Raw genomic sequence first — 12,148 nt, 5'->3', positions numbered from 1 at the left:
GACGCGCCGGCGGCACGCCCGGTGCCCATGACACTTCCCCGCGCCGTGCCACGGCACTAGATTCATAAGCAAGATGAGTACTTCTGAACAGCACACCACAGCGACCGCTTACTGGACCGTCGGCCCGGAGATGGGGGAGCTCCGGCGCGAGGACCTGCCCGCTCCCGGCCCCGGCGAAGCCCTGGTCCGCACCCTGTTCTCGGGCATCAGCAAAGGCACCGAACTGGTGGTCCACAACGCGCGCGTGCCGGAATGCGTGGCAGAGGAAATGGCCGCCCCGAACCAGGAAGGCTCCTTCCCAGCCCCGGTGAAGTTCGGCTACCTCTCCGTCGGCGTCGTCGAGGACGGCCCGGCCGAATGGCTGGGCAAGACTGTCTTCTGCCTGTACCCGCACCAGGACCGCTACGTCGTGCCGGTGGAGTCCCTCACCGAGGTTCCGGAGGACGTCCCCGCCCGCCGCGCCGTGCTCACCGGCACGGTCGAGACCGCCATCAACGGGATCTGGGAGGCCGGGCCCCGCCTCGGCGACCGCGTCGCCGTGATCGGCGCCGGCCTCGTCGGGGGCATGGTGGCCAAGCTCCTGGGCGGTTTCCCGCTCGGACGGCTGCAGCTGGTCGACGTCGACCCGGCCAAGCGGGCGTTCGCCGAAACGCTCGGCGTCGACTTCAGCCACCCCGACGACGCCCTGCCGGACTGCGACATCGTGATCCACTGCTCCGCCTCGCAGGAAGGCCTCGAACGCGCCCTGCAGCTCGCGGGCGACGACGGCGACGTCATCGAAATGTCCTGGTACGCCGACCGCAAAGTCACCGTGCCGCTGGGGGAGGACTTCCACGCCCGCAGGCTCTCCATCCGCGCCAGCCAGGTCGGCGTCGTGGCCCGCGCACGCCGCCACCGCCGCACCAACGCCGACCGGCTCCAGCTCGCCGTCTCGCTGCTGCGCGATCCCGGGTTCGACGTATTCCTCACCGGCTCCTCCGCGCTCGACGAGCTGCCCGACGTCGTCCAGCAGCTTTCCGACGGCACGCTGGACGCGCTCTGCCATGTCATCGAATACCCCGCCACCACAGAAGCCACGAGGTAAATCCGTGTTCAGCCTGACCGTCCGCCGCAACTTCATGATCGCCCACAGCCTCCCGCGCCCGGCATTCGGACCCGCCCAGGGCATGCACGGCGCCACCTTCGTCACGGAGGTGACGTTCCGCCGTCGGACCCTCAACGACGACTCGATCGTCCTGGACATCGGCGAGGCCGGCGAAGTGCTGGACTCGATCCTCGAGGGCCTGAACTTCAAGAACCTCGACGAGCACCCGGACTTCGCGGGCAGGCTCAGCACCACCGAGGCCCTGGCCCAGTACGTCGCCTATGCCGTGGCGGCGAAGATCCGCCCCGGGGCCGACGGCAGGGAACTGGCCGGGCTGGACGTCACCCTCCGCGAAACCCCCGACGCCTGGGCCAGCTACTCGCTCGACTTCGAGGCCAGCTAGGACCTCGGTGCCGGCAAGTAACGGGCTGCCAGTTATAAACACGTTGCCAGGCACCCTCCGCCTCCGGCTTGTGGTGCCTGGCAACGTGCGCCACAACTCCGGCGGCAACGTCTACAACGCCGCCCTCGCCCGGGAGCTGGCCGCGCTGGGGGCGGACGTGGAGACCTGTCCGCTCGACGGCGGCTGGCCGGTAGGCAGCGCGGAGGACCGGCGCCTGCTGGCCGGCCTGCTCTGTGACGACGGCGACGACGGAGCCTCCGGGAGCATCGCCGCCGAGCACACCGTCACGATCGTCGACGGGCTCCTCGCCTGCGGGGCGCCCGATGAGCTGGCTGCCGCCACAGCCGCCGGCCGGCCCGCCTGGATCCTGCTCCACATGCCGTTGGACGACACCGGGCAGGATGAAGCCGGGCTGGAACGCCGGGCATTGCGGGCGGCGGCCGGGGTGATCTGCACGAGCACTTCTGCTGCGGCCCGGATCCGCGCCAGGCACGGACTCCACGGCATCCTGGTTGCCCTGCCGGGCACGGACAGCGCCGCTCTGGCGTTGGGATCGGAGCCGCCGCATCTCCTGGCTGTCGCCGCCCTGTTGCCAAACAAGGATCAGTCACTGCTCCTTGCCGCGCTGTCGGCCCTGACGGACCTGCCGTGGACCGCGTCGCTGATCGGTTCCGACACCGTGGACCCGGCCTATGCCGCGAAGCTCCGGGACGCGGTGACGCAGCTGGGGCTGGAGGGCCGCGTCCGGATCCCGGGGGAGTTGCGGGGCGGAGCGCTCGAAGCGGAGTGGGCCGCGGCCGACCTCAGCCTGCTCATCTCGCAGGCCGAGACCTTCGGGCTTGTGGTCACGGAATCGATTGCCCGGGGTGTGCCCGTCGTGGTCCGTGCCGGGACCGGCGCCGTCGAAGCGCTCGCCGCCGGCACGCTCGGTCCGACGCCGACGCCGACGCCGACGCCAGCAGCGGCACCAACGGCGCCGGCAGCGCCTGGTGCAGAGCATTGCACGCCAGAGCACGGCACGGCACCGCCACTTCCCGGTACCGCCGTCGCCCTCGGCGCGGACCCGGCTCCCCTCGCGGAGGTACTGCGGCGCTGGCTGTCCAACCCCTCCCTCCGGACCCGCTGGCGGGCCGCGGCGCTCGACGCGCGGGACCGGTTGCCCGGCTGGGACGCCACGGCCCGGACCGTGCTGGAAGCGGTGAACCCCGGTCTTCCGGCGCCGCCGCTGTCGGCCGCGGGGGAGGAAAAGCCTGGCGCGGAAGATTCCCCTGCCGCGCAAGCTGTTGGACAATGACCCCATGACGCCCCAGCCCCTGAGCACGCAGCCCCTGACCGCGAACGCGCCGCCGGCCCGGACCCTCACCCGGGAGAAGCTCCGCGCCTGGGCCTGGCACAAACAGGGCCTGGACGGTTCGCTGGCCGGCTGCACGTCGGAGCAGGTGTTTGCCCGGGCAGGCTGGGCCCGCTCCGTGGGCGGCGCGAATCCCTACCTCACGCTTTTCGCTCGCGCTGGCATCCGGCGTGAGCAGGTGGATGCCGATGTCCTGGCGCACCGGATCCTGGAACTGCCGACGGCGCGCGGCTGCACCTACGTCCTGGGCCGGGACGACTTCGCCTGGGCCCTCAAGCTGGGCAAGGATGCCGGCGAGGCGTTCCGCGTGCTCGGCAGGCTCGGGGTGGACCGCGGCGAAATCACCCTGCTCGAGGAACAGGTGCTGCACACGCTCGCCGAGGCCGCCGTCCCGCTGGACCCCCGGCAGCTCAAAGAAGAACTCGGCGAATCCGTGCGGAACCTCGGCGAGGAAGGCAAAAAGAAAGGTGCCGCCACCACGCTGCCCACGGCCCTCGGCATCCTGCAGGCGCAGGGCCGGATCCGCCGCGTTCCGGCCAACGGGCGCCTGGACCAGCAGCGCTATGCCTACGAACTCTGGAACCTGCCGCCCAGCCCGCTCGACGACGACGAGGTCCGCGCCGAACTGATCCGCCGCTACCTGGGCTGGACCGGAGGGGCCACGTTCAAACAATCGCAGTGGTTCACGGCGTTCACCGTGGCCCAGAGCAAGGCGGCGCTGGCCGCGGCCGGCGCCGTGGAGGTTCCCACCGCCGCCGGGGACGTGCTGTGGATGCTGCCCGACGAGGTCGAACGGCTCGGCGGATTCGAAGAACCGGCGGACGAGCAGATCCAGCTGCTCGCCGGAACGGATTCAATGGCGCTGTTGCGGCGCAATGCCGCCGAACTGCTGGCCGATGAGGACCAGCACACGCAGGCCCTGGGCTCGCTGGCGCTGCAGGCGGACCTCCCGGACCATCCCATCTTCGACCGGGGCCGCATCATCGGGCTGTGGCAATACGATCCCGGCAAGGAACGGATCGTGCCCTGGCTGTTCCACGCGCCCACCGGCGCCGTGACCCGGCGGATCGCCGAAACCGAGGACTGGATCCGCGAGGACCTGGGCGACTTCCGCGCGTTCAGCCTCGACTCACCGGCTACCCGGCAGAAGCGGATCGACAACCTGGCGGCCGCAGCAGGCTCCGCCACCGGCAGGTAGCGCGGCCGGGACGCCGCTGGCATGGGAGACGCGATGGCGAAGGCTCAGGCGCCCCGGTGCCCGGCGAAGAAGTCCCGCAGCAGCACCGCGCATTCCTGCTCCCTGACCCCGCCGTACACTTCCACCCGGTGGTTGAGCCGGCGCTCGCGGAGAATGTCGAACACGGAGCCGGCGGCCCCTGCCTTCTCGTCCCATGCCCCGAACACCACGCGGGGAATCCGGGCCAGCACCACGGCCCCGGCGCACATGGCGCAGGGCTCCAGCGTCACCACCAGGGTGCAGTCCTCCAGCCGCCAGCCGTCACCGGACTTCCCGCCCTGGGCGCTGAGTTCCTGCAGCCGCGCGGCAGCCGCGCGGATGGCCACCATCTCAGCGTGCGCCGTCGGGTCCCCGAGCGCCTCCCGTTCGTTGCGTCCGCGGCCCAGCACAGTGCCGTCGGGGCCGATGACGACGGCGCCGATCGGCACGTCCGCCGTGGCCAGCGCGGCACGTGCCTCGCCCAGGGCAAGGCCCATCCACTCGGCATGGCGGGGCTCAGGGGAAGTCATGGCTCAATGATAGTTTCGAACACTAAGCAAGCTGTGCAGCACGGAGGAGGCAGGAGACGGACGTGACCACCAGGACTGAGAGCTGGCTGATGCGGCGCTGGGGCAAGTGGGTTGTGCCCTACGCCGCCCTGTGGGTCACGATGCTTGCGGGTGGCGTGCTGGTGGTTCTCCTGGCGGTGCTCAGCGCCGAAGTCTATGACAACGTGGTGGACGACGCCGGCCTGGCGAATCTGGACAAGCCAACCCTGGCGTTTATGGAACAGCTCCGCAGCCCTGGATTGGACTCCTTCGTTACAGGGTTCACCAACATCGGCGGAGGAATCGGCATGCCGATCCTGGCCAGTATCCTCACGGCGTGGCTCATCTGGGCCTCCCGGACCTGGCGGCCGCTGATCCTTATCGGCGCCGCCGCAGCTGTGTCCACCACGGCCACCACGCTGGGCAAGAAACTGATCGGCCGGAACCGCCCCGACCACGCGGACGCCGTGCCTCCCTACGAGGACTCGCCGTCGTTCCCCAGTGGACACACGCTCAACACCACGGTGGTGATCGGTCTCGTGGTGTACCTCGCCTGCCTGCAGGTGAAGCGCACAATTGCGCGGGTTGCCCTGATCGCTGCCGGTGTGGTTTTCGTGGCGGCAATGGGGATGAGTCGGGTCTTCCTGGGCCATCACTGGATGACCGATGTGATCTTCGGATGGCTGCTGGGGTTGGCCTGGGTGGCGATCGTGATCATGGCCCACAGATTCTTCCATGTGCTGCGGCACCGGGAACAGGCGGGTCCCGCGCCCACGTTCGACCACCCCGCGCACCTCAAAGACGGCGACGGGGTCACCGGCAGCGGCACCGGCAAAGAGGGCCAGTCCGGCGGTAAGGACGACGTCGGCGCCCGCGGTCCCACGGGCGGGCCACCGGCCGCTGGGTGATAGTTTTGACCCATGCGCACTTTCGTTGTGGACCACCCGCTGGTCGCCCATAAGCTCACCGTTCTGCGGGACAAGAACACCCCGTCCCCGGTCTTCCGCCAGCTCACCGAGGAACTGGTCACGCTCCTGGCGTACGAGGCCACCCGCGAAGTCCGCACCGAACCGGTCACCATCGAGACCCCGGTCAGCACCACGATCGGCACCGCTTTCACCAAGCCCACGCCGCTGGTGGTCCCCATCCTGCGTGCGGGACTCGGCATGCTCGAAGGCATGACCAAGCTGGTCCCCACCGCCGAGGTCGGCTTCCTGGGCATGGCCCGGGATGAAGAGACCCTGGACATCATCACGTATGCCGAGCGTCTCCCCGAGGACCTCACCGATCGCCAGATCTTTGTCCTGGACCCCATGCTCGCCACCGGCGGCACACTGCGTGAGGCCATCAAGTTCCTCTTCAAGCGCGGCGCCTCCGACGTCACCTGCATCTGCCTGCTGGCCGCTCCGGAAGGCCTCGCGAAGCTGGAAGAAGAGCTCTCGGACGCCAACGTGACGATCGTGCTCGCCTCCATCGACGAGAAGCTCAACGAGAAGTCCTACATCGTCCCGGGCTTGGGCGACGCCGGCGACCGCCTGTACGGCGTGGCCGGCTAACCAGCCACGGGGTTGGGCCCGCCGCCGCGGCGGGTCCACGCCCTTGGGATTGCCCTACCGCAAATCGCGGTCCGGGACTAGCCTGTGGCCCATGGACTGGAAACTTGAGCTTGTCTTTGTCCCTGTGTCCGACGTGGACCGCGCCAAGGATTTTTACGTCAATAAGGTCGGGTTCAATGCCGACTACGACGAGCGGCCCATGGACGGCATCCGTTTCGTCCAGTTGACCCCGCCCGGTTCCGGCTGCTCGATCGCCATCGGCGAGGGCCTCAACGACGCCCCGCCCGGCACCGCCCCGAGCCTGCAGCTGGTGGTCAGCGACATTCAGGCCGCCCACCGGCAGCTCAAGGACAACGGCGTGGATGTCAGCGACGTCGACGTCCAGGACTGGGGGCACTTCGTCTACTTCGCCGATCCCGACGGCAATAAATGGGCGGTGCAGTACCTGCCCAACCGTCCCAACGGCTAGTCGCGCCCTAAGCCGAACGGTCCGGCCACGGCCCGACGGCCCGACGGTTCCCTCGGGTTGTCGCGGGTTGTCGCGGACCGTCGCCGGCAGAGCTAAGGCCCCGGATCCAGTGGGATCCGGGGCCTCAGTTCAGTCCGACCTTCTGGTGTTTAGTACCAGTTGTGGGCGTAGTGGAAGTTCAGGGCGCCACACGGTGAGCCGTAGCGGTCCTTGACATACTTCAGGCCCCAGTTGATCTGGGTCCGGTAGTTGGTCCGGTAATCAGCGCCCGCGCTGGCCATCTTCTCGGCCGGCAGGGCCTGGACCACACCGTAGGCGCCGCTGCTCTTGTTGGTGGCCGTCGTCTTCCAGTCAGACTCCTTGGTCCAGAGCTTCGTGAGGCACTGCATCTGGTCTGCAGCCCAGCCGTGGGATCCCAGCTGGCTGGCCGCGTAGGCCTGCGCGCCGGCCGGGTCGTCGATGGCAACGGGGGCAGGCGCCGGTGCCGGTGCCGGGGCAGCCGCCGGAGCGGGAGCGGGAGCCGGAGCAGCTGCCGGAGCCGGGGCAGCTGCCGGGGCCGGTGCTTCGGCAGGCTTGACCTCGGTGGACTGGGCCGCGGCGCCGCCGGTGGGGAAGGTGGTCTGGTTGTCGACCCGGACGCGCTCAAAATCGAGGTGCGTCAGGGCATCCGCAGTGGGGGCTGCTTCCGTGGACGTGCCCGCGGTGGCATTGCGGGCAGCCGTCTCGGAGGCATGCCCGGCAGCGCCGACCCCCACGAGCACCGCGCAGGCGGCGGCAACAACGGCCGCGCGGCGGCCGGTGGTGCCGAAGTTCTTGGCAAGCCGGGACAGGGCTGAAGCGGGCTTGGCCGGTTCAGCGCGGTGGCGGGACACCTCGGAGCGGGTCTTCTTCGTAACGCCATCAGGGCGCGTTTGTGGCTTGAATTCAGTCATGATCGCCTCTCAACGCCTGCGGAGTTAGCTGTCGGGTTCGGATGAGGTCATCCGGCCGCACGGAATCTCACGTGTCGGCTTCACCCCAAGGGTGCAAGATCTGCAAATGCCCGGGAACTCTGGGTCCCCCGCCTCTGCCTGGTGCAGCGGAATCCGGGAGGCGGCAGAGTTTGGCGTGCATCCGGATGTGCGGCGTCAGTGATGGCCACACTCTAAAAACCGTACAGGAGCAGCCTGCTTAAGTCACATTTAGGTAACGGAGATCACGACGACGGTGTGGCGGCTTGCGCCGTCGGATGCTCCCCCTGGACCGGGTTCGGCGCGGGCAGCCGCACCACAAACTCGGTCCGGCCGGGCGCCGACGTCACGCTGACCGTCCCACCGTGAGCCTCAACAATCGACTGCACGATCGAGAGTCCCAGTCCGCTGGTTCCCTCGGCGGAAGTCGGGGGAGGGGTCCCCGTGGAAGCACTCGCGGCGGACGGAGGCCGGGGTGGGCGCAGCGGCAGGTGCGGCAAGGGCCGTCGGACGGCTGCCGGCGTCGTCACCGGCACCGGATTCTTCCGGGAAGCATCCGCCCGGGTGAAGCGCGCAAAGACGCGGCCCATAAACTCGGGGGCGATCCCGGGCCCGTTGTCGGTCACCGTCACCACGGCGCTCCCGTCCGGGGTTCGCCCAACGCCGGTCACCACAGTCGTTCCGGGCCCCGTGTGCTTGCGGGCGTTGGAGAGCAGATTGGCCAGCACCTGGTGGAGCTGGGTGGCGTCTCCGCGAACCACCACAGGCTCTTCGGGAAGCTCCAACTGCCAGACGCGGTCCGGGGCCATCACCTTCTCGTCGCTCACCGTCTCCACGGCCAGCTGGGTGAGGTCCACGTCGCTGAGCTTGAGCGGCTGGCCCTCATCCAGCCGGGCGAGCAGGAGCAGGTCCTCCACCAGGGTGGTCATCCGCTCGGACTGGCTCTGAACACGGGCCAGGGACTTCTGCCCGTCGGGGGTGAAATGCTCGGTCATCCGCATCAGCTCGGTGTAGCCGCGGATGGCGGTCAGCGGTGTGCGCAATTCATGCGAGGCATCCGCCACGAACTGGCGCACCTTCATCTCGCTCTCCTGCCGGGCTTCGAGGGCATTGGAGACGTTGTCCAGCATCAGGTTCAGGGCATGGCCGACGCTGCCCACCTCGGTTCCCGGATGGGCTGCCGACGCCGGAACCCGTACGGCAAGTCCCACTTCCCCGGCGTCGAGCGGAAGGCGCGAGACCTGCGTCGCCACCTCGGAGAGCTGATCCAGCGGCTTCATGGTCCGGCGGATCAGTGCCGTCCCGACCAGGCCGATCACTACGAGGCCCCCGGCGGACACGACCACGGTGGTCCAGACCAGGGAGGCCAGCGTGTTCTGCTTCTCCGCAAGTGGGAGTCCGGTCACCATCACGTCGCCGTTCTGGGCCTTCGCGGCCACCAGCCGGTAGGAACCGGCGGACAGGATCCGGTTGACCGGCGGGTCGCGGGGGGAGAGCTTCAGGAGGATCTCGTCGTCGTCGGCGGTGAGTGACCTGCGGGTGGCGTCCTCCGCGAGAAAACCGGCACTGCTGACCGACTCGTCCACAATCCTGGCGTTCAGGGTGCCGACCCCCTGGCCGCGTGCCTCAAGGGGATCGGAACGGCCGCCGGCGCGGCCAAAATCGCGGACACGGTCCGAGGCCTGTTGCAGCTGCGTGTCCAGTTGCCGGGTCAGGAAGAGGTCCATCGAGGCATAACTGACAAGTCCCACGGCTCCGCAGATCGCCACGAGCAGCGCCATGGCGACGAGGACAAGCCTGGTGCGCAGGTGCCACGTGGACGGGTCGCGCCACTTGATAGTGGAGCGGCTGGCAGTGCCGGAGGGTTCGGGCACGGATCAGTCCACCGGCTTCAGGACGTAGCCGGCGCCCCGCACCGTGTGGATCATGGGCGGATGAGTGGCGTCGACCTTCTTGCGGAGGTAAGAGATATAGAGCTCCACGATGTTGGCCTGCCCGCCGAAGTCGTAGTCCCAGACCCGGTCAAGGATCTGGGCTTTGCTCACGACTCGTTTTGGGTTCTCCATGAGATAACGCAGCAGCTCGAATTGGGTTGCCGTGAGGTGGAGCTCTTCCCCTGCCCGCCGCACTTCGCGCGTATCGATGTTCAGGACGAGGTCTCCGACGACGAGTTCGGCGGTATCCATGGCGGCCACCCCGGAACGTTGGACCAGCCGGTGCAGCCGCAGGAGCACTTCCTCCATGCTGAACGGCTTGGTCACATAGTCGTCCCCGCCGGCAGCCAGCCCGGTGATGCGGTCCTGGACATCGTCCTTCGCCGTCAGGAACAGGGCCGGCACCTCCGGCGCGAAGGCGCGGATCCTGCCCAGCAGTTCAACGCCGTCGAACCCGGGAAGCATCACGTCGAGCACCAGCACGTCGGGCCGGAAGTCCTTGGCAAGCTTCATGGCTTCCGGGCCATCCGCCGCGACAGCAACCGACCAGCCCGCCATGCGCAGGCCCATGCTCATGAGCTCGGAGAGGCTGGGCTCATCGTCCACGACCAGGGCACGGATGGGGGAACCGTCCGGGTGCGTCAGCTGGGGGAGATTGTTGGTCATGGAGTGCGAAGTGGCCATGGGACTACTCTCCGATCTGCCGGTTTGGTGCGCCTTTGGGGATCCTGTGCGGCACCTGTGAATCCCAGCCTAGCGAGCTGGGCATCCCGGGAGCGCTGGTCCGGCCGCAATTTTCGGAATCCCGTGGTGACCACTCTGTGGGACGGCCGGCGGCTATTGATAAGCAGGCGAACTGTCTGTCCGGGCTGGCTTGCCGTGAACTATTTTGCGGATTGGCCTTGGTTGCACGAACAATATTCGGCCACAAGGGCCTCAGTGGCGCTCGATAAGCAGAACGATTGTTATTTTATTGACCCGGCAGAATTGTGATCTGCGCGACAAATCAGCGTTTCGTCTCGCATGGTGGACATTCGGGTCCATTGTTACTTGCAAGTTTTCATTGTTACGTTGCACACTTCAATTGTGAACAAGAACTCAACAGCACCTGCAGTCGCAGTTTTTTGGATCAGCACACCCGCTGATACCGATAAGCGTTGTTGTCGAATGCACGCCTAACTTTTACACCCCGAAAGTTTCTAGGCATTCGCCCCCAGCCCAGCGTAGGGCGCCCCTCCCCAGATTTCATTGCGGGGAAAAGTAGCATTCGAGCCGCGATGACGGCCATTCACATTGAGGTAAGCAATCCATGTCAGTTGCATCCGGATACGTCCACATCTCCGTCCGTAACGCCGGCAAGGCCGGCCAGGCCTCCGGTATCCGCCAGGGCTTCGGCAGCCGCCCGTCCTTCGCCCCCGCCGGATCCGGCGCCAGCTTCCCCGCCCCGGGCTATGCACCCCAGGGATATAACCCCAACTCCTATGGGCAGCTCCGCGCTGTTCCGCCGGCGCCGGCCACGGCCCCGACACCCGTGATCGCCCCGGGTGACGGCAGCCACGTCCGTCCCGTCCCCAACGACAACGTCGCCCGCGGCTTCGTGCTCTACATGGGGATCGACGAGGAAACCGCGGCGGCCGCCGGGACTTCCATCGCCAAGCTTGCCCAGGAGATCCGGGCCTACGCCCAGTCCTTGGTGTCCGGCGCTGAAAGCTACGCCGCCGTCGCCGTCGCCCCGGCAAGCGCCCCGGGCTCCGCGCTCGACGTGGTCCGTTCCACGTTCGGTGACCCCACGGTGGGCGCCCGCCAGCGGTCCGAGACGGCCCGCCTACAGCAGCCGCAGGACCCGCGTCCCTCCGGTGTGCTGATTGACCTTGCCCGCCGTGAGGTGGCGCTCGACGGCGAATCCCTGAACCTCACGTTCAAGGAATTCGAGCTCCTCAACTACCTTGTGGAGAACGGCACCCGCACCGTGGGCCGCGACGAGCTGCTCGAGGGCCTGTGGCGGAACGCCGAAGAGGTGCCAAACGAGCGCACCATCGACGTCCACATCCGCCGCCTGCGCTCCAAGCTCGGCCGCCTCGCCAACACCGTGCGTACGGTCCGTGGCCAGGGCTACCGCTTCTACGAGCACCCCGAAGTTGTTGTCTGGGCCGCTCCGGAATACTCGATCTAGCCTTAGTTTCACGCGAAGCGCCCGTCCCTTAACTGGGGCGGGCGCATTGCGTTGCCCGGACGCGCGCTTCCGCGCGCAGCCTGGCATTTTGCCGTGCCTTAGCGTTCGCTGGCTCCCTTGACCTCGCAAGCTCGGACAAGGAATCCGGCCAGCTCTCTTCCCCTTCGTTCCTCAGTCGGCGATGCGGCACTACGCAAAACGCCACGCTGCGCGCTTGCTTTCCCGGGAACCCCCCGCCTCCTGTTCGGGTGCGGGGGGCTTTGGGCGGGACGGCTGACGGGTATGTGCCTTCGCGACTTTTGGGGTCGGGGGGACTCCCTGTTGCCTCATGTCAATACCTCCGGGAAGGTGCAGTCGTTGCCTCAGATGAATTCCTCCGGCTGGCGCGTTGGTTCCATCGTTCGTTCACGGCGGGTTTGACGGGGGCAGCCTGTTTGGCAGTGGCGATGGCTTCTAGCTGGCCG

General features: G+C 68.0%; 12 protein-coding genes and 1 riboswitch. Of the genes, 8 read left to right on the top strand and 4 right to left on the bottom strand.

The features are described 5' to 3' along the window. Window positions 1–73: 73 nt before the first annotated feature. The 4 genes from AC1DC5_RS18640 to AC1DC5_RS18625 all read left to right on the top strand — a co-directional run bounded on the left by AC1DC5_RS18640 (window position 74) and on the right by AC1DC5_RS18625 (window position 4,036). Window positions 74–1,084: a zinc-dependent alcohol dehydrogenase gene (locus tag AC1DC5_RS18640; RefSeq protein ID WP_476866143.1), complete on the top strand. Its 1,011-nt coding sequence runs from the start codon at window positions 74–76 to the stop codon at window positions 1,082–1,084. A 4-nt stretch (window positions 1,085–1,088) separates the two neighbouring features. Continuing rightward, window positions 1,089–1,487, top strand: coding sequence for a 6-pyruvoyl trahydropterin synthase family protein (locus AC1DC5_RS18635; RefSeq protein ID WP_476866142.1), 399 nt, complete (start codon window positions 1,089–1,091; stop codon window positions 1,485–1,487). Window positions 1,488–1,572: 85 nt separating this feature from the next. Beyond that, a complete protein-coding gene (locus AC1DC5_RS18630) occupies window positions 1,573–2,781 on the top strand; it encodes a glycosyltransferase (protein WP_476866141.1) in 1,209 nt (402 codons plus the stop codon). A gap of 4 nt (window positions 2,782–2,785) precedes the next feature. Further along, window positions 2,786–4,036, top strand: a complete 1,251-nt coding sequence (locus tag AC1DC5_RS18625) for a DNA glycosylase AlkZ-like family protein (RefSeq protein ID WP_476866140.1) — start codon at window positions 2,786–2,788, stop codon at window positions 4,034–4,036. Window positions 4,037–4,080: 44 nt separating this feature from the next. Here the strand turns inward: AC1DC5_RS18625 and AC1DC5_RS18620 are convergent, their stop codons facing one another. After that, complete coding sequence (locus AC1DC5_RS18620; protein WP_476866139.1) at window positions 4,081–4,584, bottom strand: nucleoside deaminase; 504 nt, start codon at window positions 4,582–4,584, stop codon at window positions 4,081–4,083. A 62-nt stretch (window positions 4,585–4,646) separates the two neighbouring features. Between AC1DC5_RS18620 and AC1DC5_RS18615 the strand changes: the two genes are divergently transcribed. The 3 genes from AC1DC5_RS18615 to AC1DC5_RS18605 all read left to right on the top strand — a co-directional run bounded on the left by AC1DC5_RS18615 (window position 4,647) and on the right by AC1DC5_RS18605 (window position 6,627). After that, the gene (locus AC1DC5_RS18615; protein ID WP_441405617.1) at window positions 4,647–5,510 is read left to right on the top strand and encodes a phosphatase PAP2 family protein; all 864 of its coding nucleotides are present in this window, start codon (window positions 4,647–4,649) and stop codon (window positions 5,508–5,510) included. Window positions 5,511–5,522: 12 nt separating this feature from the next. Further along, the gene (gene upp / locus AC1DC5_RS18610; protein ID WP_224048511.1) at window positions 5,523–6,158 is read left to right on the top strand and encodes a uracil phosphoribosyltransferase; all 636 of its coding nucleotides are present in this window, start codon (window positions 5,523–5,525) and stop codon (window positions 6,156–6,158) included. A gap of 91 nt (window positions 6,159–6,249) precedes the next feature. After that, the gene (locus AC1DC5_RS18605) at window positions 6,250–6,627 is read left to right on the top strand and encodes a glyoxalase superfamily protein (protein WP_476866138.1); all 378 of its coding nucleotides are present in this window, start codon (window positions 6,250–6,252) and stop codon (window positions 6,625–6,627) included. Between the two features lie 149 nt (window positions 6,628–6,776). On the opposite strand, the gene AC1DC5_RS18600 is transcribed toward AC1DC5_RS18605, so the two are convergent. The 3 genes from AC1DC5_RS18600 to AC1DC5_RS18590 form a co-directional block, all read right to left on the bottom strand. Further along, window positions 6,777–7,559 (bottom strand): aggregation-promoting factor C-terminal-like domain-containing protein, encoded by a 783-nt coding sequence (locus tag AC1DC5_RS18600; protein ID WP_476866137.1) that lies wholly within the window; start codon window positions 7,557–7,559, stop codon window positions 6,777–6,779. Next, window positions 7,558–7,718: riboswitch (cyclic di-AMP (ydaO/yuaA leader) on the bottom strand. (Overlaps the previous gene by 2 nt.) 104 nt (window positions 7,719–7,822) lie before the next feature. Next, complete coding sequence (locus AC1DC5_RS18595; RefSeq protein ID WP_476866136.1) at window positions 7,823–9,451, bottom strand: sensor histidine kinase; 1,629 nt, start codon at window positions 9,449–9,451, stop codon at window positions 7,823–7,825. A gap of 3 nt (window positions 9,452–9,454) precedes the next feature. Continuing rightward, complete coding sequence (locus AC1DC5_RS18590) at window positions 9,455–10,195, bottom strand: response regulator transcription factor (protein WP_476866135.1); 741 nt, start codon at window positions 10,193–10,195, stop codon at window positions 9,455–9,457. Between the two features lie 625 nt (window positions 10,196–10,820). On the opposite strand from AC1DC5_RS18590, the gene AC1DC5_RS18585 reads away from it, so the two are divergent. After that, window positions 10,821–11,684: a winged helix-turn-helix domain-containing protein gene (locus tag AC1DC5_RS18585; RefSeq protein WP_476866134.1), complete on the top strand. Its 864-nt coding sequence runs from the start codon at window positions 10,821–10,823 to the stop codon at window positions 11,682–11,684. Window positions 11,685–12,148: the final 464 nt, after the last annotated feature.

The sequence above is a fragment of the Arthrobacter sp. 10L424 genome, assembly GCF_056395325.1.
The sequence above is the reverse complement of the archived record's forward strand: the minus strand, read 5'-3'. Positions and strand labels throughout refer to the sequence as shown.